This is a genomic window from Mycobacterium novum (assembly GCF_010726505.1).
In the GTDB taxonomy this organism is placed as follows: Bacteria; Actinomycetota; Actinomycetes; order Mycobacteriales; family Mycobacteriaceae; genus Mycobacterium; species Mycobacterium algericum.
In genome coordinates this window covers 2,015,327-2,038,172 of the sequence record NZ_AP022562.1, presented here as the reverse complement: position 1 = coordinate 2,038,172, position 22,846 = coordinate 2,015,327, and the positions used below count along the sequence as shown (strand labels likewise).

The 22,846-nt window shown below is 66.0% G+C and carries 18 protein-coding genes and 1 pseudogene; 10 read left to right on the top strand and 9 right to left on the bottom strand.

The annotated features are described in order from the left end of the window. The first annotated feature begins 15 nt into the window (after positions 1–15). Positions 16–468, top strand: coding sequence for a hypothetical protein (locus tag G6N19_RS09440; RefSeq protein WP_193466196.1), 453 nt, complete (start codon positions 16–18; stop codon positions 466–468). Here the strand turns inward: G6N19_RS09440 and G6N19_RS09435 are convergent. Beyond that, a complete protein-coding gene (locus G6N19_RS09435) occupies positions 441–1,301 on the bottom strand; it encodes a carotenoid biosynthesis protein (RefSeq protein ID WP_013831212.1) in 861 nt (286 codons plus the stop codon). The two genes, G6N19_RS09440 and G6N19_RS09435, sit on opposite strands and share 28 nt — an antisense overlap. Positions 1,302–1,377: 76 nt before the next feature. Between G6N19_RS09435 and G6N19_RS09430 the strand changes: the two genes are divergently transcribed. The 4 genes from G6N19_RS09430 (at position 1,378) to G6N19_RS09415 (ending at position 6,560) form a co-directional block, all read left to right on the top strand. After that, complete coding sequence (locus G6N19_RS09430) at positions 1,378–2,163, top strand: DUF1906 domain-containing protein (RefSeq protein ID WP_041319258.1); 786 nt, start codon at positions 1,378–1,380, stop codon at positions 2,161–2,163. Positions 2,164–2,443: 280 nt separating this feature from the next. Continuing rightward, on the top strand, positions 2,444–3,346 hold the full coding sequence (locus G6N19_RS09425) for an MBL fold metallo-hydrolase (protein WP_013831214.1): 903 nt from the start codon (positions 2,444–2,446) through the stop codon (positions 3,344–3,346). Between the two features lie 145 nt (positions 3,347–3,491). Beyond that, positions 3,492–4,934 carry an alkaline phosphatase family protein gene (locus G6N19_RS09420; RefSeq protein ID WP_013831215.1) on the top strand — a complete coding sequence of 481 codons (1,443 nt, stop codon included), beginning with the start codon at positions 3,492–3,494 and terminating at the stop codon, positions 4,932–4,934. Positions 4,935–5,060: 126 nt separating this feature from the next. Next, entirely contained in the window at positions 5,061–6,560 is a 1,500-nt protein-coding gene (locus tag G6N19_RS09415) for a diacylglycerol kinase family protein (RefSeq protein ID WP_193466195.1), read from the top strand. 31 nt (positions 6,561–6,591) lie between these two features. Here the strand turns inward: G6N19_RS09415 and G6N19_RS09410 are convergent, their stop codons facing one another. Next, on the bottom strand, positions 6,592–7,572 hold the full coding sequence (locus tag G6N19_RS09410) for a PE-PPE domain-containing protein (protein WP_013831217.1): 981 nt from the start codon (positions 7,570–7,572) through the stop codon (positions 6,592–6,594). A gap of 244 nt (positions 7,573–7,816) precedes the next feature. Between G6N19_RS09410 and G6N19_RS09405 the strand changes: the two genes are divergently transcribed. After that, positions 7,817–8,821 carry a PE-PPE domain-containing protein gene (locus tag G6N19_RS09405; RefSeq protein WP_232062604.1) on the top strand — a complete coding sequence of 335 codons (1,005 nt, stop codon included), beginning with the start codon at positions 7,817–7,819 and terminating at the stop codon, positions 8,819–8,821. A gap of 18 nt (positions 8,822–8,839) precedes the next feature. On the opposite strand, the gene G6N19_RS09400 is transcribed toward G6N19_RS09405, so the two are convergent. Both G6N19_RS09400 and G6N19_RS09395 read right to left on the bottom strand, forming a co-directional pair. After that, positions 8,840–9,967: a mechanosensitive ion channel family protein gene (locus G6N19_RS09400; protein WP_013831219.1), complete on the bottom strand. Its 1,128-nt coding sequence runs from the start codon at positions 9,965–9,967 to the stop codon at positions 8,840–8,842. A gap of 144 nt (positions 9,968–10,111) precedes the next feature. After that, positions 10,112–11,002: an alpha/beta fold hydrolase gene (locus G6N19_RS09395; RefSeq protein WP_085975795.1), complete on the bottom strand. Its 891-nt coding sequence runs from the start codon at positions 11,000–11,002 to the stop codon at positions 10,112–10,114. A 173-nt stretch (positions 11,003–11,175) separates the two neighbouring features. Between G6N19_RS09395 and G6N19_RS09390 the strand changes: the two genes are divergently transcribed. Continuing rightward, the gene (locus G6N19_RS09390) at positions 11,176–12,654 is read left to right on the top strand and encodes a serine hydrolase domain-containing protein (protein ID WP_013831221.1); all 1,479 of its coding nucleotides are present in this window, start codon (positions 11,176–11,178) and stop codon (positions 12,652–12,654) included. Between the two features lie 59 nt (positions 12,655–12,713). Then, positions 12,714–13,727, top strand: coding sequence for a CobW family GTP-binding protein (locus tag G6N19_RS09385; protein WP_041320433.1), 1,014 nt, complete (start codon positions 12,714–12,716; stop codon positions 13,725–13,727). A 91-nt stretch (positions 13,728–13,818) separates the two neighbouring features. On the opposite strand, the gene G6N19_RS09380 is transcribed toward G6N19_RS09385, so the two are convergent. Further along, a complete protein-coding gene (locus tag G6N19_RS09380) occupies positions 13,819–14,076 on the bottom strand; it encodes a DUF3297 family protein (RefSeq protein ID WP_013831223.1) in 258 nt (85 codons plus the stop codon). A gap of 976 nt (positions 14,077–15,052) precedes the next feature. On the opposite strand from G6N19_RS09380, the gene G6N19_RS09375 reads away from it, so the two are divergent. Further along, positions 15,053–15,742: an alpha/beta fold hydrolase gene (locus G6N19_RS09375; RefSeq protein WP_232062678.1), complete on the top strand. Its 690-nt coding sequence runs from the start codon at positions 15,053–15,055 to the stop codon at positions 15,740–15,742. A gap of 142 nt (positions 15,743–15,884) precedes the next feature. On the opposite strand, the gene G6N19_RS09370 is transcribed toward G6N19_RS09375, so the two are convergent. The 3 genes from G6N19_RS09370 to G6N19_RS09360 all read right to left on the bottom strand — a co-directional run bounded on the left by G6N19_RS09370 (position 15,885) and on the right by G6N19_RS09360 (position 20,860). Then, positions 15,885–17,933, bottom strand: a complete 2,049-nt coding sequence (locus G6N19_RS09370; RefSeq protein ID WP_041319264.1) for an SIR2 family protein — start codon at positions 17,931–17,933, stop codon at positions 15,885–15,887. 247 nt (positions 17,934–18,180) lie between these two features. Further along, positions 18,181–19,452: an LAGLIDADG family homing endonuclease gene (locus G6N19_RS09365; RefSeq protein ID WP_193466193.1), complete on the bottom strand. Its 1,272-nt coding sequence runs from the start codon at positions 19,450–19,452 to the stop codon at positions 18,181–18,183. A gap of 116 nt (positions 19,453–19,568) precedes the next feature. Continuing rightward, positions 19,569–20,860, bottom strand: a protein-coding gene (locus G6N19_RS09360) for an IS3 family transposase (protein WP_193466192.1) whose coding sequence is annotated in 2 segments (ribosomal slippage) — positions 19,569–20,572 and positions 20,572–20,860 — 1,293 coding nt in all. Because the reading frame shifts where the segments join, the coding sequence is not laid out codon by codon here. 49 nt (positions 20,861–20,909) lie between these two features. Between G6N19_RS09360 and G6N19_RS09355 the strand changes: the two are divergent. Beyond that, positions 20,910–21,617: pseudogene (locus G6N19_RS09355) on the top strand (IS256 family transposase); the annotation flags it as partial. A 418-nt stretch (positions 21,618–22,035) separates the two neighbouring features. Here the strand turns inward: G6N19_RS09355 and G6N19_RS09350 are convergent. Further along, positions 22,036–22,704: a TetR/AcrR family transcriptional regulator gene (locus tag G6N19_RS09350; protein ID WP_193466191.1), complete on the bottom strand. Its 669-nt coding sequence runs from the start codon at positions 22,702–22,704 to the stop codon at positions 22,036–22,038. Positions 22,705–22,846: the final 142 nt, after the last annotated feature.

Below are 22,846 nucleotides of genomic sequence, written 5' to 3'. Positions count from 1 at the left end.
CGACGGAGGACGGAAATGAAGTTCTTGGGTCTGCTGTGCGCGCTTTCAGCAGTTGCAGCGGCGGGGGTGTTCGCCTCCCCGCCAAGCCATTCGGAGCCGTTCTTCGCGAACTACCAACTGGTGCTACCGGACCGCTACGACTTCCACACCTGGACATGGGCGGTATCGCACTGCGTACCGGCGGCGGAGGACTGCGCGCACATCTTTGCGATTCCGATGCCGGTGGCCAAAGCGTTCGAGTACTCCGGCGACGCCCACCTCGCCGACGGGCGCTACACCCTCACCGTCGATATCCCGGATGGGTTGCGCTGCGGCAACGTCTACTACGGCCCGGTCGTCCCGACGCGTGACATCTACTCCTGGGATGCGACGACGTCGCAGGGGACGTTGACGTCGTCGCCGATCAGTGGATGCGACGGACGGCCTGGCGGTGCCCTCACCTATCCGTTCAGCTTGGTGCGGCTCTGATCCGCGTAAAGCCGCACTACCGCGATCGCCACCACCAGTCCCATCGTGAACCACGTTGTCGCCACGCAGGTCGCATAGATATCGGCGAAAGGCACGGACCGGCCACCCTGGATCGTCGCCACACCGTCACCGACACGCAGCATCTCCAGGTTCACCTGCAGTGCCAGTCCGAGCCAGACGACGACCGGCATCACCAGCGTCGAACGTGCGGGTGCCGAATCCCGGCGCCACCGCCGCTCGACCAACGCGAACGCCTGGAACAGCACCCATCCGGTGAGCACCCAGCCGAAGAAGTTGCTCAGCGGGACACCCAGCGCGCCGTTGGGTGACCCGTAGGAGAACAGGCCGCGCACGTAGGCGCCGATCGGATCGATCACCAGGTCGTATCCGCCCAGGATCAGGGTGGCGACCACGGGCGTCGCCACCACCGACAGCCGACGATTCCGGTCGTCCCCCACGATCACCCGGGCCAGGATCCAGGCCAGCCAGGCCAGGATCACCCATGCGGCGACCACGGTGAACGGCACCCCCAGCGCGCGCGGACCTTCCATGTGATGGACGTAGAAGCCGAACGGGAAACCGGTCGCCACACTGCACGCCTCGAGGCCGAACGACACGGCGAGGGCAACGACGAAGTACGCGGCGGCGCCGGCGGGCCGGTACAGCGTCAGCGTGTGCAACACCACGAACAGCGTCAGTGCGCCGCCGTAAATCGCCTGGGCGACAGCCTGTACCGATGACCCGGTGCTCAACGCGCCCGCCACCGTCGCCGCCAACCACACCGCGATCAGGAACCAACCGGACAGCACTTGCCAGTGCGCACGCGTCGACACGGACGCATCGTAGCTGTGCAGCTCTTCCCGGCGTGGGCAACATGCTTAACAGCAGTCACATTGTTAACATCGTGCGATGCAGGATCACCCGGGGACCATTCGGCGCCCGATTTCCCGGCGGAACATGCTGCGATACGCATCCGCGGCGTCGCTCGCCGGACTCGCTGCCGGGGCCACCTCGCCCACGGCCTCGGCCGCCGCACCCACGCTGATCGACTACGCGATGCGCCAGATTCCGGCGCAGGACATCCGGGCCGCCGGCCATGCCGGGGTGATCAACTACGTGTCGACGTCGCGGCCCGGCTCGAACTTCGGCGCCAAACCGATCACCCGGCCCTACGCGGAGTCGCTGACCGCTGCGGGGCTGGTGATCGTCAGCAACTTCCAGTACGGCAAGCCGGGCGGGACGGCACCGTCGGACTTCACCCGCGGGTTCGCCGGCGGCGTCGCCGACGCCCAGACCGCCTGGAACATCCACACCGCGGCCGGCGGTGGCCGCAGCGCACCGATCTTCTTCAGCGTCGACGACGACATCAATCGCGATACCTGGAACAACGTTGCGCTGCAGTGGTTCCGGGGAATCAACTCGGTACTGGGCGTACAGCGCACCGGGATCTACGGCGGCGTCAACGCCTGCCAGTGGGCCGCGGCCGACGGTGTCATCGGAAACTCACGCACCCCGGGCCACCGCTGGGCCTGGCAGACCCGATCCTGGTCGCGCGGCCAACGATTCCCGGGGGCGGTGCTCTTCCAGCGCATCGTGAGCACCGCGTCAACCCCGGGCCCGATAGTGGGCGGGATCGAGGTCGACGTCAACGACGTGTTGGCCCAGGACTGCGGGCAGTGGAACCTGCACCCGTGACTTAGTCGGTCGGTAGACGCTGCCGCCGGCTCGGCTACTGGTTGGTCGTCAAGAAGAGGCCCAGGGTGAGCAGCACCACGCACGCAATGGACGTCCAGACGCCCAGGCTCGCTGACGCCATGAGTCGGCTCCTGTCTTGTAGTCGGTCGACGGTCAATCTACCGCAGCCCCCTCGACGCCCCGCCCGCCGCGGGCTGGACTACGCGATTTCAAGGGCTCGAGACGCGCCCTCCGGTTGGGATGCTCGTCGGGTGCGATCCCGACGATCGAGGAGGCAAGGATGAGCTTGGACAACGCCCTACGAACTGAGCCCGAGCTGGTTCCGTCGCGCTACGCGGTGCAGGTCGGCGACATAGAAGTCCTGGTGATCAGCGACGGGGTGCTACCGATCACCGCCTCGACGATGGCCACCAACGTCGACCCGGCCGACCTGGCGCATTGGCTCAGCGACATGTTCCTGCCGCCCGCGGTGATCGACTGGCCCCTGAACGTCGTCGTGGTGCGCAGCGGCGAGCAGACCATCCTCGTCGACGCCGGGCTCGGAATGGAGTTCCCGGACTTCCCGCGGGCGGGGCAGACCGTAGCGCGTCTGGAGGCCGCCGGCATCGACCCGGCGGCCGTGACCGACGTGGTGCTGACCCACCTGCACATGGACCACGTCGGCGGGCTGCTCGCCGACGGGCTCAAGGCGCGGCTGCGGCCGGACCTGCGGATTCACGTGGCAGCCGCCGAGGCCGAATTCTGGGAGGCGCCCGATTTCTCGGGCACCCGGATGCCCGCCCCGGTGCCGGCCGCGCTGCAATCGATCGCGTCCCGATTCCTCGACGACTACCGCTCCCGGCTGGTCCCGTTCGAGACCGAGTACGAGGTGGCGCCCGGCGTGCTGGTCTGCCGCACCGGCGGCCACACCCCCGGGCACAGCGTGGTGCGGCTGGCATCCGGTGGCGACCGGCTGACCTTTGCCGGCGACGCGGTGTTTCAGGTCGGCTTTGAGAACCCGGAGTGGCACAACGGATTCGAACACGACCCCGAGGAGGCCGCTCGCGTCCGGATCCGGCTGCTGCGCGAATTGGCGTCGACGGGCGAGTCCCTGGTGGCCACCCACCTGCCGTTCCCGTCGGTGTGCCGGGTGGGGGTCGCCGGCAACGCCTTCCGGTGCGTACCGGCCGTCTGGGATTACTGACCGCACCTGGCCCGACTCGCCGCGCTCCGGGCTGCTATGAATTGATTAAAGTCCGCGGCAAATAAGCTGAGGATTTCCTGGGTTTCTGTTAGTCTCTCGCGCAACTGGCCTGCCGGCCCGCGCAACTTCGACGAGGGACACGATCGTGACGACAATCAAGAAGTTCCTGTGTGGTGCGACCGTCGCCGGCATGGTCGCCGGGACCGGGGCGGCCGTCGGGGTGCCGTCGGGACTGTCGGCGCTGACCGCAGACTGGCTGCTCGCCGCCGAGCACGTGCTGCTGATCGGCACCGACGGCACCAACCTCTCAAAGATCCTGGAATACGCCTACGGCGACGACAGCGGCTTCAAGACGGCGATGGACCAGGGCATCACCGGAGCCACCAGCGAGGTCAACCACACCACGATCTCCGGCCCGTCATGGTCGACGATCCTCACCGGCGTGTGGGACGACAAACACGGGGTGGTCAACAACCTGTTCCGGCCCGAGCCGTATGACCAGTGGCCGACGGTGTTCAACCTGCTCGAATACCACAACCCGGATATCGAGACCTCGGTGATCGCCGACTGGGACTACATCAACGACATCGGCGCGGCGGGCGGCTACGGCGCCGACAACAACCTGTTCATCCCGTTCCAGGACAGCTGGGCCGACACCGACGCCGCGGTCACCGCGGCGACCATCTCCCAGATCCTGGCGACCACCACCAACCCGGACATCGACACCTTCCTATTCTCCTACCAGGTGCAGGTCGACGAGGCCGGACACTCGTTCGGCGGCGGGTCGCAAGAGTATGCGCAGGCCGTCATGAACGTCGGGGCCAACATCCAGCAGATCCTGGCCGCGGTCGAGCAGGCCAGGCAGGAAACCGGCGACAACTGGTCGATCATCATCACCACCGACCACGGCCACCAGCAGTCACTGGGCTTCGGGCACGGCTTCCAGTCGCCCAACGAGACATCGCAGTTCGTCATCTTCGATCAAGCGGGCCACGACGCGACCGACGGCAGCCAGAACCTGAATTACTCCATCGCCGACATCACCCCCACGATCCTGCAACTCCTCGGCGTGCCGTTGCGCTCCGACTTCGACGGCTCCCCGATGAGCACCGACCCGGCCATCCTGGACAGCATCGTCACGCCCACCGATCTCAAGCAGTCGCTGTCCGACGCGATCGCGATGTACGGCTACCCGAACATCGGCAACGACATCATGCTGGGCATCCGCACGGTGGTGACGAGCATCCCCTACGGGATCAACCTGGCCGTCACCGAGATCGACAAATTCCTGCAGTCGATCGTCGACCAGGACATCTTCCTGATCAGCGGTCTGGCCGAGCTCCTCCAGCAGGTCAACAACTTCGTCGGCGGTGCGGTAGTGGACGTGACCGACACGTTGGCACGCGGAGTCGCCTACCTGACCGGCTCGGGAGTCATCGCGCCGACCGACCCGCCGCTGCCGCCACCGCCGGGCGGTTCCGAGGCCTCGCTGTTCGACACCCTGTTGTCCGACCACAGCTGGCTCAGCCCCGACGAGGGCAGCTTCGACCTGGCGTCGCTACTCGACTTCAGCGCACTGCTGGACTGATTTCTCACCACGCTCTCGCGGCGGCCGGATGGTGCGTTTCGCCATCGCCAAACGGGTATAGGGCTGCGGTACGGCGCCCGCAGCGGCGCCGGTGGACGGAGGAATCACTGCCGTGGTCGACGACCGATGATGCCGCTTCGACGGCGACGTTCCGGGCTTCACCGGATCACCGAAGGCCTCGGCGAACTCGACGCCGAGGTGTTCGAGGCGATCGCGCACTCGCCGAGCCGGCTCCTGGACGCCACTATGCCGGCGCTGACCCGCGCCGCCGACCACTCGAAACTGTGGCTGGCGCTCGCCGCGGTCATGGCGGCGACCGGCCGGCCGACTGTCCGGCGCGCCGCCACGCGCGGGGTGGCCAGCCTGGCGATCACCAGTCTGGTGACCAACCAGCTGGTCAAGCGGATCCGGCCCCGCGCGCGCCCCAACGTGATGCTGGTCCCGCTGCTGCGCCGCGCCCATCGGCTGCCGCGGTCGAACTCGCTGCCGTCAGGCCACGCCGCGAGTGCGGCGGCGTTCGCCACCGGGGTCGGGCTGGAGAGTCCGCTGCTGGGTCTGCCCATCGCCGGGTTGGCCGGCCTGGTCGGCCTGTCCCGGATCGCCACCGGCGCCCACTATCCCGGTGACGTGCTCGCCGGCCTGGGCATCGGCGCGGCGATCTCGGTGCTCGGCGCGCAACTGGTGCCGCCGATCACGTCGCCGCCCCCGCCACACACCGACGCGCTGCGGGTGCGCTGTCCCGCGCGTCCCGACGGCGCCGGCGTGACCTTGGTGGTCAACCCCCGCTCCGGCGGCGGACGGGCGGGCGAGGTCGCCGAGCAGGTGCGCGAGGCGCTGCCGGCGGTCACGGTGATCGAACTCGGCCCGGACGACGACGTGACCGAGGCGTTACGGCGCGCGGCCGATTCCGCCGAGGTGCTGGCGATCGCCGGCGGCGACGGGTCGGTGGCCGCGGCGGCCGGCGTGGCGGTGGAACGCGACCTGCCGCTGGCGGTCTTCCCGGGCGGCACGTTGAACCACTTCGCCAAGGACATCGGCTGCGACACCGCCGCCAAAACCGTTGCGGCCGTGGCCGACGGCGACCTGTCTCGCGTCGACGTGGTGCGGTTCAACGATGCGGCGACCGTGGTCAACACCGCCAGCATCGGCGCCTATCCGGCGTTCGTGCGCCGGCGAGAACGGTTGCAGCACAAGGTCGGCAAACCATTAGCCAGTGCTTACGCGATGCTGTTGACATTGCGTCGCGAACAGCCGGTGCGCATCGCCTACGACGACAAGACGCTGCAGACGTCGCTGTTCTTCCTCGGCAACTCGGTGTATCTGCCGGCCGGCTTCGCTCCGGCCGTCCGGCACCGGATGGACGACGGGCTGTTGGACGTGCGGATCCTCGAGGTCGGTCGGCCGTGGTCCACGCTGCGGATCGTCGCGGCCCTGCTGACCGGGCGGCTGCAGCGCAGCCGGCTCTACCACGAGCTGCGGGTTCCCCGATTCCGGTTCACCGCCCCCGACGGCCCGGTGCCGATCGCCCGCGACGGCGAAGTCGACAGCCCTTGTTCAGAAGCCGAATTCAGTGTTTGCTACCGCGCGCTGCAGGTTTTTCGGCCACTGCCGCCGAACCCGCGGTGAGCAGGCGGCCGGCCAATCCGTGAACGGTTGATCAGACCATCGGGAACCAGGCGTCGAGGGTGTCCTCGACGCCGGCCCAGTCGATGCCCATCCAGTCGGTGAAGAAACCCTCGATGTTGCCGAAGGCGTTGTAGACCAAGGCCACCAGCGAATTGAAGAAGGCTTCCAACGAGGCGCTGTCGAGCAGGCCGTTGCCGAACGCGGCGAGCCAGGCGCTGAACTGGTCGATGTCACCGGAGATGTCGATGTTGGTGATCAGACCGTCGGCGATGGCCGTGTGGTCGGCGACCTGCTCCGGGGTGAGCCCCAGGTACATGACGTGCTCGTAGAACAAGCCGAGTATCGAACTGGAACTCGCGTCGGCGACCGGGTCACCCGGGAAGGTGTAGATGGTTGCCGCGAACGCGTCGTTCGGGGTCTGGTTGCCGTTCAGGATCGGCATGTCGAAAAGCCGGTCCCACAGCGTGTCGCTCTCGTTGCCCGGCCAGGTGCCGCTCGCATCGGAGGGGTCACCGATGAATACGAAGTGCAGCAACTGCGGGTCGATGCCGTCGTGGGCCAGCTGCGTCATGGCGATCGAGGCGGCCGTGGCGCCCTGCGAGTAGCCGAACACCCACAGCGGGTTGTCGGCGTCGTAGGCGTCCGGGTTGGCGTCGAGCTCGGCGTGCACCGCGCGAACGATCTCGGCGGCCCCGACGAAGCTGCTGTGGCCCTGCAGGATGAGTTGCGGGGTGGTCAGCACCTGCAGCGGCGCATCACAGCCGCCGGCACCGATGACGCACACCGTCGGATCGTCGCCGGCGTCGAAGCCCAGCGGCTGCAGGAACAGATCCGCCGCGGTCTGGGCGAACGTCGCCGACGGGGTGGACAACATGGTGCCGCCGACGAAAATGGCGGTGTCGGACAGCAGCGTCACCCGCGCGAGCGTCGTCTGGACGACCGGGGTTCCCACCACGCCGGCGGCGATCGCGCTCGCGACGGCGATCGGAGCGAAAGCTTTGGTTACGTTCATTGCGACACACCTAAGGTTTATGTAGCGGCCGGCCAAAGAGCATGAAGCGCTGATAATCGCATTCTTGTCTCACGAGAGTCAACGACGACGCGACCGGTTCGGCGCCCGGTGACCGGCACATCCGTGGCAACACCGCATTGACTTCGCTGCGGCGCCCTTGCCATGATCGCCCTCAGCCGACGCTTTTCGTTTACTCGTGGGATTTTCAGTTCTCGCGGCAGCGGCGGCGCGAAGCGTGACTCCGATGACGAGCGAACGGGAGCGACCAGTGATGCTGACCAAGGCCTTCGCGCCGATCGCGATCGCCGGCACCGTGGCAGGCGGGGTGCTCGCCGGCCCGCCGGCCTACGCCGCGCATGCCGACATCAACCTGCTGGCCGGCACCGCGTTCTTCGTCGGCCCCACCACCTTGTCCACCCCGTCGCCGACATTCGCCCAGACCGCGGCGGATCTGTTCCTGCAGCCGCTGGGGTTCGACGCCGGTGATGATCCGACCTCGTGTGTGGTCGGCATCGGCGACTGTGACGCGCCGCTACGGGTCCTGTCCACCCCTGCCCTCATCCAGCAGGGCCACAGCAGCTTCGTCGGGGCCGCCGAGATCGTTCGGGCGGTGCACGCCGAGCTCGACGCGAATCCGGACGCCTACGACGCCGACAACCCGCTGTGGGTGTTCGGCTGGTCGCAGGGCGCCACGGCCGGTTCGATCGCGATGGCGCAGCTGGCCCACGACGGCATCGACCCGGAGCTGGTGCACTTCGTGTTCATCGGCAACCCGGTCGGTGCGGACACCGCGTCGACGGATATGGGCGGGGCCTCCTCGTCCGACCTTTTCGACACGGGTCTGCTGTCTGGCGTGCAGACCCCGAACGACTGGTTCACGGTCACCGACTACACGATCCCCGGCGATCCGGTCACCGACCCAGCCTCCACCTCGGCGTTGGGGTTGTTCTACGAACACATGATGTACCTGGGGCTCACCCCCGACCAGGTGGCCAACCACATCGCCACCACCGACGGCATGATCACCGACATCGACATCTCCGGCGATTTCGACCAGTTCGACGCCTGGCTCAACGCCTGGAGCCACGGCCTGATCGACAGCGGCTGGTGGGAAGGCATCTTCTACTCGGTCGTGGCGTTCTTCTACAGCGCGTTCGGCAACATCGAGGACTTCTTCGGCGACTGGCTGGGCATCGACTGGGGTGGGGTCGAGGACACCCTCGACTTCTGGTTCCCGGTGGAGCCGTAACGCGTCTCGGTCGACGGGCTACTGTGCGTAGGCCGGAGTCTTCGTGTCACTGCCCAGACCGGAATCGCCGTTCCGGACACTTGCCGGCGGTTGCTCGACGCGCCAGCGCGGCAAAGCCTCGGGGTACGTGCGTTGCAGCCACTCGACCATCCCCTCACGAACCGCGCATCTGAGGTTGAACAGCGCACCGGAATCGGCCGCGCTCACCGTGATCCGCACGCGCAGGTAGCCGTCGACGGCGTCGATGACCACCAGCCCGCTGGATCGACCGTCCCACAAGTCGCTCGCTGCGAGCAGTCGGTTCAACTCGGCGCGCATCGCATCGACCGGTGCCGTGAGGTCGACGTCGAGTTGCACGGTGCCGAGCAACTCCGTCGTTCGGCGGGTCCAGTTCTCGAAGGGAGTCTTGGTGAAGTACGTGGTGGGAAGGATCATGCGTCGCTCATCCCAGATCTGAACCACGACATAGGTCAACGTGATCTCCTCGATGCGGCCCCACTCGCCTTCGAGCACGACGACGTCGCCGACCCGGACGGCGTCGGAAAACGAGATCTGCATGCCGGCGAACACCGAGCCCAGTGAGGTCTGCGCGGCCAGGCCGGCGACCACCGAGAGGATCCCGGCCGACGCGAACATCGTCGTGCCGATCTGGGTGAAGGACGGAAAGGTCATCAGCGCCGCGGCCGCGCCGAGCACGACGACGACGGCGACGGCAAGCCGCCGCAGCGTGGTGATCTGCGTCTTGACCCGCCGCTGCAGCCGATCGGCATCGCTTACCTGCAATCCACCGCCCACGAAGCGGGCGATGGCGCGTCGCTCCGCCAGCAGCGTCAACGCGGCAAACAGCCACGTCATGGCGGCAATCATCAAGATGCGGAACAGGTGATCGATCCAGCCACGGGCCGGTACCGATGCCGGGACGGTGGCCTCGAAGGCGATGCGCGCGGCGATCACCATCAGGATCACCCGAACCGGCATTCGGGTCAAAGCCGCGAAGTCGGTGACGAGGCCGCTACGCCGGCTGACGCGCTGCAGCAGCCAATACAGCGCCCAACCCAGCGCCCAGGCCCCGGCTACCGCGCCCGCCAGCCACGCCGCGGTGGCAGCAAGGTGGATCGCGGAACCTCGATCGAGTTCGTCTGGCATAGCCATATCACCTCTTTCGGTCGGATTCGGATCGGCCGCGAGTCCAGGCGTGATCGCCGTTGCTGCGCCGATGCTGCTTAAGCGGTTGGGGCTCTCCCCAGGCCCAAGACGCAGTCGCCTCCTCGTTCCCTATGGCTAGACCTGTTAAACACTTGCAGAGCCGATGAATTCGACGCCCGCGCGAATCGCGGGGCGATGCCGCAGGATCCGGAAATGCGCCAGCCGGCCGAGCCCCTGCGTCGTCATCAACCGTGCCCCCGGCCAGGACGCGACGATCTTCTCACTCGTCACATAGGGCGTCTCGGGGTCGTCGGGGTCATGGATCAGTAGCAGCGGCGGGTAGTCGGTCTTCTCGGCGATCCGGACCATGTTGGTGTCCTCCAGCGACATGCCGATACGGCGTTCCAGACGCCGGTGCAGGCCGGCGCGTATCCGCCGGCCGAAGCCGTGGCGCGCGGCGAACAGATCCAGGTAGATCGGGAACTCGCCCATCGGCGCGAGGAACACCAACCGCCCGACCGTCGTGCCCCATGACGCCGCGAAGGCGGTCGCATTGGACCCCAGCGAGTGGGCGACGACCGCGCGGGCCGGCCCGTGCGTTCGGATCATGGCGGCGACCGCTTCGGCGCACTCGATGGCGGTAGTGCGGCCGGGGGCGAGGACGCCCGGATCGGACTCGTTGTGGCTGGGCAGGTCGAACGCGATCACGCGGTGCCCGGACTCGACCAGCGGTTTGATGAACATGCCGAGGTGCGGGCGCCGCCCGCCCCAGCCGTGCACCAGGTAGACCGGTGGCCCCTCGCCCCAGGCCTCGCCGACGATCCGGTGCCCGTTCCAGTACGCCTCCAGTGGCTCGCCGGGCTTGACGCCGGGCGGCATCCGCAGGCTGGACTCGATGATCGGGGGGGTGCACCACAGTTCGACCGCCCACCGCGACCCGATACCGGGCGCGAGTCGCTCCAGTAGCCAGAACGCCCGACGCACCTTGGTGGCCACCGGGGGCTGCACACCGGAGCCCTCGACATCGAGAACGATGGGGTTTGGCGGACTGGCGTCACTTCGAGCGGGCGGGGTGTTCGTTGGCTCCGGCACATATCGAGGGTAACGAGAGGATCCGGTATGCAGCCATCCTCCAGCTGGTGCTGGTTCACGTCGCTACCGTCGATGCTGTGACCGTGTCGCCATCGCATATCAGGCGGGCTTGCGCGGTGGCAAGCATCGCGCTCGCGCTTGCCGCGACCCCGTCCTGCGGTCACGCGGTGCGTCAACCGCCGCTGGCCAGTACTCCGTCGACCACCGTGCCGGTCATCCCTCGTGACGACGCCCCCTACACACCTCGCGATGAGTTGGTCGCTTCGGTCTCCCAGCTGATGAACGAAGCAATTGCGGTACCCCGGCTGCCGGGTGCGGTGGTCCGGATCGGGCACGCCGGCACGACCGTCTTCAGTCAGGCGTTCGGGGCGCGCAAACTCACGGACGAACCCGGTCTCGACGGCGCCCCCTCCCCCGCCGAGCCGATGACCGAAGACACGATCTTCGACATCGCGTCGTTGACGAAGTGCCTCGCCACGGCCGTCGCCGTCCTGCAGCTCTACGAACAGGGCCGGGTCCGGATCGACGAACCCGTCCAGACGTACCTGCCCGAGTTCAACGAGACCAACGACCCCCGGCGCGCCCAGGTGACGCTACGGATGCTGCTCACCCACACCTCGGGCATCGGAGGCGACTTAAGCCACCAGGGCCCGTGGGGCCTGACCGATCCCGACAAATCCGGTGGCGTGCATCGGGCACTGACCGCACCGCTGGAATTCGGGCCCGGCGAGATGTTCCACTACTCGGACATCGGTTTCATCATTCTGGGCGCGCTGGTCGAGACGATGAGCGGCCAATCGTTGGACACCTACGTACAGGACAACATCTTTGCGCCGCTGGGCATGACCGACACCCGCTATCTGCCCGCTTCCACAGCCTGTGGTCCACATCAGATCCGCGGTACGGCCATCGTTTTCGACGCGAGCGCATCTCACGGCGGCGACTGCTCAGCGGGTAGCTGGAGCACCGGCCTGTTGGCGCGCATCGCGCCGACGGCGCATGACGAAGACACGCCAGGGATCAACCCCGACTACGACCAACTGCTACGTGGCACCGTGCAGGACCCGACGGCCCGCCGCATGGGCGGGGTGGCCGGCAGCGCCGGAGTGTTCTCCACCGCCGGGGACATCGGCAGGTACGCCCAGGCGCTACTCGATCGGCTCGCCGGGCGCTCGAGCCCGTTTCCGCTACAGAAATCGACCCTGGAAGTGATGACCACACCCCAGCAACCCGGGCACGACGCCACCCAGCTGGTGGCCGCGAACGCCGCGGCGCAACAGGCGAATGCAATGTCGACCAATAGCGCCGATCCCCTGCTCGCCGTGAACTATCCGGCGATCAGCGGTCAGGAGCTGCGTGGTCTCGGCTGGGACATCGATACGCCGCACTCCCGGCCGCGCGGCATGCTCTTTCCGATCGGCAGCTTCGGGCACACCGGATTCACCGGCGTGACGCTGTGGATCGACCCCGGGTCGGACACTTACGTGCTAGTGCTCGCCAACGTGATCCATCAGCGCGGCGGTCCGCCGATCGCAGGGCTCAGCGGCGACGTGGCCACCGTGACCGCCCGGGCGCTGCATCTGTACGGCAGCTGACGGGCCGGCTGCCACCCCGTGGCGGCGCCACCGATAATGGCCGGGTGGCTGACCGCAACCTGCCTGCTATCCCCGTCATCGCGCTGACCGGTTATCTCGGGGCGGGCAAGACCACGCTGCTCAACCATGTGCTGCGAGCGCCGGGTGCACGAATCGGCGTCGTTATCAACGACTTCGGCGAACTCAATGTCGACGCCGGCCTAGTCACCGGCCAGGTCGACGAACCGGTATCCATCGCCGGCGGGTGCATCTGCCATCTGCCCGATGAGGGCGGGCTGGACGACGCGCTGGAGAAGCTGGCCGACCCGAAGCTCGCGCTCGACGCGATCATCATCGAGGCCAGTGGGGTTGCCGAACCCGCGGACGTCTCGCGGGTGATTCGGTTCAGTGGAGTGGAGCGGATACGCCACGGCGGTGTTGTCGACGTCATCGATGCAGCGGAACACTTCGACACCGTCGATACCCGGTCGGCCCCGCCGCAGCGCTACGGGGTGGCCTCCCTGGTCGTGGTCAACAAGTTGGATCGGATCGCCGAGGAGTCCCGCGTCGAGGCCCTTGGTCGGGTTGAAGCCCGGGTACGCGAACTTAATCCCCACGCTCACGTGGTGGGTGCGGTGGCCGGGCGTGTGGATCCCCGGCTGCTCTACGACGTCAGCGACGGCGATGCGTCCGGACAGATGTCGTTTCGGGAGCTGCTCCTCGACGAGGCCCTCGGCGCCCACGATGAGCACCACGACCACATGCACGCGACGTCGGTCACCGTCGTCGGCGACGGCGCCGTTGACCCGGGACCACTCATCGACCTGCTCGAGCAGCCACCTCGTGGCGTCTACCGGATGAAGGGCACCGTCGCGATCGGCAAGCGCCACTATCTCTTTAATGTGGTCGGGACGTCTGTGCACGTGATGACCGCCCCGGTGGCCGCCGGAGCCAGCCACCTCGTCGCGATTGGCACACACCTCGACACCGAGGATGTCCGCGCGCGGATGGCGGAGGCTTTACGCCCGTGTTCGGGGAAAGTGGCCGCTTCCGGGATGCGGCGGTTACAGCGGCTGCGGCGCTACAGCATCTAGGTCTCACGCTCCGACGTGGGCTGCTGTGCTGTGCGACCGACGCCCATCGGCAACGTGTGCCCTGATCGCGCCAGTACCCTGGGGAAGTCCGCTATTTTGGTTCCCGGAAATAGGGTTCAACCGTGCCGTTGAGCTTGACGATCATAGGATTTCCGCGGCGATCCTTCGCGGTTGGGACTTCGAGGCGCACCCAGCCCTCGGCCACGTTGTACTCGTGAATATTGGTCTTCTCGACCCCATTGAAGCGAATACCCACGTCGCGGCGCAGCACCTCTTCGTCATAGAAGGCGCTGCGCGGATCGATGGAGAGCTGGTTGGGTGGAACGTCTGTGCTTTGGTCCTCGGGCATGGTGACTTCCGTTGAATGCTGCGTTAGCTGATTGGGTTTGATTCTCAAAGAATCTACGCGACTCAGCAGTAGCAGGGGTGCGCGCGGGCCGGTGGCGGCCGCGCATCGGGCCCATTCGCGACATAACACCAAGATAGCTAGTCGGCTGTCACTTCGCCTCCGTATACCCCGCCGCGGGCACCCCTCGTCCCAACCGGTGAGCACGCCCACACGGCGGCCCGGACCAGCGGCGCGGATACTGCGGCGGTGATCCTCGCAACGTCGGACCCTGCCGCTGCTAAGCCAATTGACTGTGCCGCAACACAACTGGAGCAATGGTCACCACCTACTTTCCACCGAACGGTGTGCCAGCAGCCGGGCACCCGACCAAAACAGGATCGTTCGTGGGTCTATCCGTCTCGCGGGTGAGGCTGCGCTCACAAAACGGGAAATCCCTTAGGCCGGCGGTTAGGGTTAGCCACGTCTTACGCGTTCACCACGAGCGTCGGGTCCGCCTGCGAGTCGATCGACCACGCCACGATCCTGCGGCTGAACGCATCGAGCACCGTGCAGCACCACATTTACCCCTCTCGGGTGCGGTATTGGGTGATGTCGGGGAACCGCAGCGGGTTTGGACGAGTTCCGTGGAACTTGCAGTCTCTCAAGACTTGGGCGGCATGAAGGAGCGCTTCGGATGCCGCTGATCCTCCCCGTTCTGATTGGCCGACATCCGCAAGCCCGCCTACCGTGGCCTCGTTGATTACGCGCTCGTTGCGGCTGGAGGTGGGCATTGTTCGGCTCGGCTGACGGTGGCTTCAAGAACGCAGCTGCACGGCGGCACTATCTGGCAACTTATGACGGGGTGCGGGCACTGAGCCCCCTACCTGACGTCGTTCACGGTGTCCCAACGGAGTTCGGTGTCGTTCGGGTGTACCAGCATGGACCCGACCGGGGCGTCCCCGTCGTCCTGATACACGGCTTCTTCCTCACCTCGTCCATGTGGTGGGCGCAGATAGGCGGCTTGGCAGACAGTTTCACTCTCTACGCCGTGGATATGTTGGGCCAGCCCGGAGCAAGCCTCCAGTCGAAACCCATGCCCACTCCGGCGCACAGCGCGTGCTGCATCGACGAAGTCCTGGCCGGGCTGGGTCTGCACGGTGTACACCTAGTCGCTCATTCGTGTGGTGGCTGGCTCGCTACTCATACCGCGGCCCTTACGCCAAATCGGTCGGCTACGTTGACACTTATCGATCCCGCCAGCACAGTGACACGGCTCTCGGCAAAGTTCTGGCGAAGTCTTGCGCTCCTGCTGACATGTCCACAGTCAGCCCGCGCCAGGCGCGCCGCAGAATGGGTGACCGGCGACCCCGCACCGGGCAGCTCCATCGACATGCTCACCGGTTTGTTTGTCGCTGGATTCACTGCCTTTGCAACGCCCGTGCGCACACCGCCACTTCGTTTCTCGGAGAGCCATCTGCTGCGCTCCGTGCAGCTTCCCGTCCAGGTCCTTCTGGCGGGCGACTTAATACACGCGTCGGGTAAGGCGGTTCACCGGATCCAATCAGTGGTACCGCGCTGGCGATACCGCTTGTGGCCGAATGCTTCGCACGCTTTGCCAGCCGAGATGGCTGGCGAGGTGAACGATTGCATCCGCCAGTTCACCATCGGAAGCAGCAGTTGCCTTTAACTGCACGCACGGGCCGACCCGGGATGTCGCGGCTTATCAGCACGGCGGCTGAGCCGCCGTGCGAACCGGCGTCGTCGCGGTCCGGATCGGCGCTCCCGCAGCCCCGAGAGCACCCACTTCCAGGGCGTGGGGTGCGCTGCGCTCATGCGAGCCGGGACACCAGTCTGGCCAGCGCTAGGGGCAAGCGGATGATGCGGCGTTGCAGGCGCAGGAGTCCAAACGCCGAGGCGTCCGCGGCGATACGGTAGTGGTGCTCAGCCATGGCCAGGCTGTGCGCTGCATCTGCGCGCCACCCCAGCCGACCCGACACGACGTGGCACATCGCTTCGGTACGATAGACGTTGCCCATCTCAAGGGACCGATTATCGAATCGGAACAATTCCAGGGCCGTCGCGATATCCGATTGCCAGTCGCACGTGGAATCTAGCCGGACTTTGACCGCGGCGAGCAGCCGATGTAGGTGTCCTCGCACCCAAATGTCACTCGCGTCGGCATCCAGGGAGGCGAATGCACGCTGCAGCTGCACCTTGGCGGGCCGGACTAGTCCGAGTCCGTCCAAAGCGCGGGCCAGGCGCGCACGGGCGAACGGATCGACGCGCCCTCGTCTGGCCATCAGCATGACCGCCGTCACGTGGAAGGGCAGGCCGATCACCCGCTTGAAGGGATTTAGCCCGCCTCCGATTCTCTCGATGACGTCGCCAAGCGTCGAGAGGTCGTGCGGGTCAGCGGTCATGATGCAGATCGCCGCCTGAATCAGCGCCGCGTTCAGTACTTTTCGGGAGGCCTGTCGCTGTTCGACCATCGCCCGTCGAAACGCAAGGACATCGTGCGGATCGTCGCGCCTTATCCTACTGGCCCACGCGTCGAGCACCACCTGATCCTGGGGAGCCCTGAGCTGGTGCCGAAAGCTCAGATGGGCGATCGCGGTGCGGGCGTGCGGGACACTCAATCGATCGATTACGCTCTGCGTCGGCGTGACGCCGGAGGGTGTGACGTCCTGCTCGCGGCTGTGGCTGGGCCAGCGTTGCCGGCCGAATGCCGCGTCAAACCCTCCTGGGTACAGGATCACCGGCCGTCGCCGCGCCAGGGCTTCGAGGGTCTGGGCCGTTTCCGGAGCCGGGTCGTGGCCCGCGAGCAGTACTCGCACCGGGCCTGACCCCTCGGCCAGAGCCGAAAGGATGTCGGGATCGGTTGCTGACCAGCCGAGCGCGACGACCTCGTCGCGCAGTACGTCGGCGACGAGCCGATGTTCGTCGGTCGGCAGCCGCAACTCGAAGCGGTTCAGCGTGTGCCGCAACGAGCGCACTGCGGTCGCGGTTCCATGGACGTGCAGCACGTGCGCGAGGCGGGGTGGCTCGCCAGTGACCCATTGCGTGAGTGGGGAACCGTACACCGCTGCGGCATCTTCGATGAGCTCGTCGAAGTTGGGGGTCACGACGGTGCGCACCGCGCCCGAGATGACGGCGCGGGCGAGATACTCATGGATGGCGTTAGGTGGTACGCCGTGAATCACGCACTCGACGAGCTGCTGCGCCAGTGCGGGCTGGGCATCGTCGATCGCCTGCAGCGTGGCCTCCAGCTTGATGTCGGTGGTCTCGCCGAGATGTGCGAGGTCGTCCAAGTGCTGGCGCAGATCCGACCGGCCTAATCCGTCGAATCCGAGGTCGGACCTGGCGGCGAGCGCCTTCAGCAGCTCTGTTTTCCACGCCCACGCACCTGGCAGGCGGCTCGGTTCGGGCATGGAGATCCCCGCGCCGGTCAGCACCACCACCGACCGGCCGTGGCCGGACACCGCCGCGGTCAGCTCGGCAATGGGCCTCAGGGGCAGCCCGGTCATCGCTGGGTACTGGGGCGGTCGCGCCGCGCAGCATTCATAGCGGGTCCTCCCATCCCCGGTGGGGCAGGTCGTTGACGAGATGCTTGACCAGTGGTGCGTGACCGCGGTCGGTAATGAGCGTGACGTAATCACCTTCGACAATGATGAGGTCGTCAAGTCCGACCACAGCGTAGCGTCGGTGGGGACTTGTCGGGGACGATGGATGAACAGCGTTGAGTAGTTCAGCGTCGCAACGTCGTCCGCGAGACGGCCGCCCCGAAGTTCGGCGACGGTCGACCACGTGTCGACGTCGTGCCACGAGAACGAAGCCGGCACCACCTCAACGTTGCCCGCCGAGGCCGCGGCCTCGACCAACGCGTCGATAGTTGCGTCTACAGACCTTAGGCAATCGCCCGAGTCCGCCTTGCTCGATCACGTCGGATCGGCGGCAAGACCCTCGGTCGGGGAAACCAGTCGGCATGGCGGGAGTATGCGCGGTGGGGGCGGCAGGCGTCAGCCGTGCGATTGTTGTCGACAAAGAAAGCAACAACATGGGATGGTGATGGCCTGGGCTCCTGCGAAGGCAGCTGTAGCGCATCTGCTGCGTCCACGTCCAAGGCTTTCAGGTGGATGACTGCAACGCGCGAGGGGCAGCTGCCGGGGCCTGGGCCGTCTGATTACCTGGGTCCCGCACGGGTACCCCTCCGACCACCACCGGATGGTCGCCTCGGAACACCCAGCTAAGGGCGTCACGGCGACCAATTCTCGCAATGCTGACAACCTTGTCCCAATAGATGTCGTTAGTCGCGAGATCGTGAAGCAGCGGGCTCGCCAACACATTCGACAGGCGATGTAGCCGCGTTCGCCCTGGGCAGTGTGCCCACATGCGCGGGCCGTCGAGCCTCGTGTTGGTTGCCAGAGCGAAGTCCTTGTCGGACCAGCTTCGTTCTGCCATGAGTGCTTTTACGTGATCCCACACCTCGACGGGGATCGTATCGGTACCCGGTCTCCGGGTCCGGCCTGCCAGCTCCGCTACGACTGCCTTGGCGGCAACGCCGCGCGCGCCATGCACACCGACTTCGTTGAGGAACTTGACTTGATTGGCCGCTCGATCGATCGATAGAAACCAGCAATCGCGGTAGCCGGCCTTCCTCGTCCGCGTGACCCTGGCCTGCACGCCCACCCGGAGAAGCAAATTCACCACGCCGTCGATGAGCTGGCGACTGGTCGAGGCATAGTAGACCCTCCCCTGCGCCGTCTTCGTGTCCCAACGCACCGAACCATCGGTGGCCCACAAGTGCCGCAAGAACAAGCTCACCTGCTCGCTCGGTAGTGCGAAAACGGCATCGGGGATGTACTTGTCGTAGCTTCGTAGCCCGAACTGGCCGAGGCGATCCAGCCATTCAGCAATGGGGTTCCGCTTACCACGGGCCAATCGATACGGGGCAGGTAGCCGTAGCGTCGTGACGCGCGCCGCTGGATAATCGTCACGGATCGGTGTCACACCGAAGTGGGCGGCGGCCGCAGTCACCGCCGCAAGATTCGCCTCGTCGACCGACGCATAACGGATCGGTTGGCGCCGCACGCACGATCCGTCACCGATCATGTGCGCCAATAGGATCACCTCCGAGTCATCCATCGGCTGAGGGTCAACAGGAGTGCCCAGCCGACGCAATACGCCAATCCGGCTGCCATTTACCAACTCCGCAACCGGCACCCAGCCCTCAAGCTTGCGGAGCTGCTGGTCTGAAGCGAGCTCCAACCGCCGGCCCGATGCCAACTCAAGCCGGAGCATCTCCCGGCTCTTCTTTTCGACGTGGCCCGTCGCTTTCCGGTGAACCAGACGGTTGCGGTCGTCTATCGACCACAGCAGCGGTATGCCACGGGTCTCCATCAGTTCAGATAGTGAAATCTCGGGGGTAAGTCCCCTGGGGTGGTGGGGTTTCGTGACCGGGGTTGAACTGTGCGGACACGTTCGAGGTGAATCGCCCCGGCATGTCCGGAGACTTTCTACTTTGAGACCCCGACGAGTGTCGAAGTCGGTTGTTGAGCGTAGTGCGCGGCCTCCAACTCCGCTGGCGGCATATCGCCGCAGTACTCGTAGAGCCTGCGGTGGTTGAACCAGTCGACCCATTCAGCGGTCGCGATCTCGAGGTCGTCGAAGCCCTTCCACGGCCGCCGCGGCTTGACCAGTTCGGTCTTGTAGAGCCCGATCACGGACTCGGCCAGGGCGTTGTCATACGACGACCCCACCGCCCCGGTCGAGGGCTTGATCCCGGCGGTCGCTAGGCGCTCGGAGTAGGCCACCGAGAGGTACTGGGTTCCGTGGTCATGGTGGGCAACCAGCCCGGCCAGGTCGTCACCTTCACGCTGGCGCGTCCAGATTGCCTGCTCGACAGCGTCAACGACGAGCTGGCTGGTCATCGTGGTCGCTACCGACCAGCCCAGGATCCGCCGGGCGTAGGCGTCGATCACGAACGCGGTGTAGCACCAGCCCGACCACGTCGAGACATACGTGAAATCGGCTACCCACAAGCGATTCGGTGCCAACGGCCGGAAGTTGCGGTCCACCAGGTCGAGCGGCTTGGGTGTACGCGGATCGCCGATCGTGGTCCGCTTGACCTTGCCACGCACCGCGCCGGCCAAGCCGAGTTCGGCCATGAGCCGCTCCACGGTGCAGCGCGCAATCGGTGGTGCGTCCTGCGGCCGCTCGCGGTTGAGCGTCAGCCATACCTTGCGGGCGCCGTAGACACCGTAGTTCTCGGCATGCACCGCACCGATCTTCGGCATCAGTTCGGCGTCGCGGACCTCCCGCTTGGTGGGTCTGCGGGCGCGGTGTTCGTAGTAGGTCACGGGGGCGATCTTGGCACCCAGCTCGGTGAGCTGAGTGCAGATCGACTCGACACCCCAACGCAGACCTGGCCCGTCGGCATCAGCGTGGCGGACACCGACGTGCTCGTCGATGTAGCGCACGATCAGCGCAGTGGCCGGTCGGGTTCGGCCGCGAAGAAAGCCGAGGCGCTCTTGAGGATCGCGTTGGCCCGTTTCAACTCGGCGTTCTCACGCTTGAGCCGCTTGAGTTCCGCCGACTCATCGGTGGTGACACCGGGCCGCTGGCCAGCATCAACTTCGGCCTGCCGACACCACTTGCGCACTGTCTCTGCCGTTCCAATCCCGAGCAACTCGGCCACTTTGGTCATTGCCGCCCACTCCGACTCATGATCGGCCCTGACCTCGTCGACCATCCGAACTGCCCGCTCACGCAACTCGACCGGGTACCTCTTCGACGTACTGCCTGACATGACTCCATCCTTCCCAAGGAACGGAGTCTCCGGACACGCCGGGGCGATTCACGTGGTCTCTCAGGCCCTGGTGGTGGCCACCGGGGTGTCCATCGACGGCACCCGCGAAGTGCTGGGGACCGCTGTCGGTGACAGTGAGTCTTATGAGTTCTGGCGTGAGTTTTTCGCCTCGCTGAAGGCACGTGGCCTCGCGGGGGTGCATCTGGTGATCTCTGATGCCCATGCCGGCCTGAAATCGGCGGTGGCCCAGCAGTTCGCCGGTTCGTCGTGGCAGCGGTGTCGGGTGCATTTCATGCGGAATCTGCACACTGCGGTCTCGGCCAAGCATGCTCCAGCGGTGACGGCGGCGGTCAAGACGATCTTTGCTCACACCGACCCCGAGGAGGTGGCCGAGCAGTGGGACCGCGTCGCTGACACCCTGGCGGACAGTTTCCCGAAGGTCGCAGCAATGATGGGCGAGGCCAAGACCGATGTGCTGGCGTTCACCGCGTTCCCCAAGGCCCATTGGCAGAAGATTTGGTCGAACAATCCGATCGAGCGGTTGAACAAGGAGATCAAACGCCGCGCCGATGTCGTGGAGATCTTCCCCAACCCGGCTTCGTTTCTGCGCCTGGCGACCGCGGTGGTCATCGAATCCCACGACGAATGGCAAGTCACCCGGCGTTATTTCTCCGATGTCTCCATGGACGAACTACGGGCGGTCATCGCGAAGAAACACGCCGCGGAAGCACTTGCCAAACAACACCAAATCGCCTAGCGTTCAACATGACTCGTTGATCGCAACGCGTGAACCACGCCAGATCCGAAGTCCACCACTCAGCGGGACGCTATCAATCTCGGAGCCATTGTCTGCCCGAACAACCCGAAAATGCGATGTCGCGGTCACTACGCCTTGCGCACTCAGTGCGGTCTGTGAGTCGTTATCTGCCGACATGCCAACAACTTATCGACGCCCACCGACATCAAGACAACGAATAATGCCCGGGTTGTACTGTGTAGGGTCTCACGCTGCGTGTCACATTCCAACCGCTTGACCTGCGGTTCTATCAGTTGTCTCGCGCCGTGCCATTGCTGGCTTGTCTCACGACGTTGTCATTTCCTGGCGGCCGTTCGGCGTCCTTAGCCAGCCTGCCTCAGACCAGGCGCCGGCCAAGGACGTGAGCGACTTGGCGGCCTCACCGCTGGCGAGCGCCACGACGCCGGCGCGGCGCGTCATCCAGTTCGCGCACAAGTAGGTGGTCGGACAGCAGTTGTGCCATGGCTCGTCGTTGCGGTTCGGTCGGTAGTGGCACATCGCTGACCATCTGGCCAACCATGAGGCCGACGGGTGCGGCCCATAGAAGATCTGCGATCGCGGTGGCGTGAGGTGATCCGCCGACGAGCTTGGTGATGCGTTCGAGGCCCGGCTGTAGCTGGGCGAGTTGCTCGACGGCGAGGGTGGATCGCAGTGATCTGGTGGCGATGAGTATTTCCATGGCCGTCATGCTGGCGGGATTGAGAAAGGTTCTCCATGCGGCGTCGGCGAGTGCTGTCATGCGCTCGCCGGTGTCGCTGATTCCTTCGACCTCGTCAGCCAGATCGTTTACCGAGGTCACAAGCAAAGCAATGGCATGGTCGACGACAGCCGTAAGGAGGCCGTCACGGTCACCGAAATGGTATTGGACGACTCCGGTGCTGACGCCTGCACGTTCGATGATGTGGCGGGTGCTTGCTGCGGCGAATCCTTCTTCGCGGATGCAGCGGATCGTCTCGTCAATGACGAGTTCCCTGGTACGGTCTGCGCGTTCTTGTCTACGGTGCCGAGACCGCCGTGACGCTGCGCTGCGGGGGGGCTTGGTCGTCATTGGTGTGTGGTTCCTGTCCACCCGGATGTTGTTGTGGCCGTGCTACTGACCGCCGGTTCACAGCGGACGTTGTGGGGCAGGGACTCCGGGTTGTCGCCCATGGTGTGGTGCCCAGATGCCACACGCGTTGATCCTATGCGCG

What these genes read in the sequence shown, in the direction of transcription:
- G6N19_RS09415 (WP_193466195.1), top strand. Translation starts at nt 5,061, where the DNA reads ATGATGCCGCTTCGACGGCGACGTTCCGGGCTTCACCGGATCACCGAA.
- G6N19_RS09350 (WP_193466191.1), bottom strand. Translation starts at nt 22,704, where the DNA reads ATGACGACCAAGCCCCCCCGCAGCGCAGCGTCACGGCGGTCTCGGCAC.
- G6N19_RS09365 (WP_193466193.1), bottom strand. Translation starts at nt 19,452, where the DNA reads ATGGAGACCCGTGGCATACCGCTGCTGTGGTCGATAGACGACCGCAAC.
- G6N19_RS09375 (WP_232062678.1), top strand. Translation starts at nt 15,053, where the DNA reads ATGTGGTGGGCGCAGATAGGCGGCTTGGCAGACAGTTTCACTCTCTAC.
- G6N19_RS09440 (WP_193466196.1), top strand. Translation starts at nt 16, where the DNA reads ATGAAGTTCTTGGGTCTGCTGTGCGCGCTTTCAGCAGTTGCAGCGGCG.
- G6N19_RS09425 (WP_013831214.1), top strand. Translation starts at nt 2,444, where the DNA reads ATGAGCTTGGACAACGCCCTACGAACTGAGCCCGAGCTGGTTCCGTCG.
- G6N19_RS09410 (WP_013831217.1), bottom strand. Translation starts at nt 7,572, where the DNA reads ATGAACGTAACCAAAGCTTTCGCTCCGATCGCCGTCGCGAGCGCGATC.
- G6N19_RS09405 (WP_232062604.1), top strand. Translation starts at nt 7,817, where the DNA reads ATGACGAGCGAACGGGAGCGACCAGTGATGCTGACCAAGGCCTTCGCG.
- G6N19_RS09400 (WP_013831219.1), bottom strand. Translation starts at nt 9,967, where the DNA reads ATGCCAGACGAACTCGATCGAGGTTCCGCGATCCACCTTGCTGCCACC.
- G6N19_RS09430 (WP_041319258.1), top strand. Translation starts at nt 1,378, where the DNA reads ATGCAGGATCACCCGGGGACCATTCGGCGCCCGATTTCCCGGCGGAAC.
- G6N19_RS09380 (WP_013831223.1), bottom strand. Translation starts at nt 14,076, where the DNA reads ATGCCCGAGGACCAAAGCACAGACGTTCCACCCAACCAGCTCTCCATC.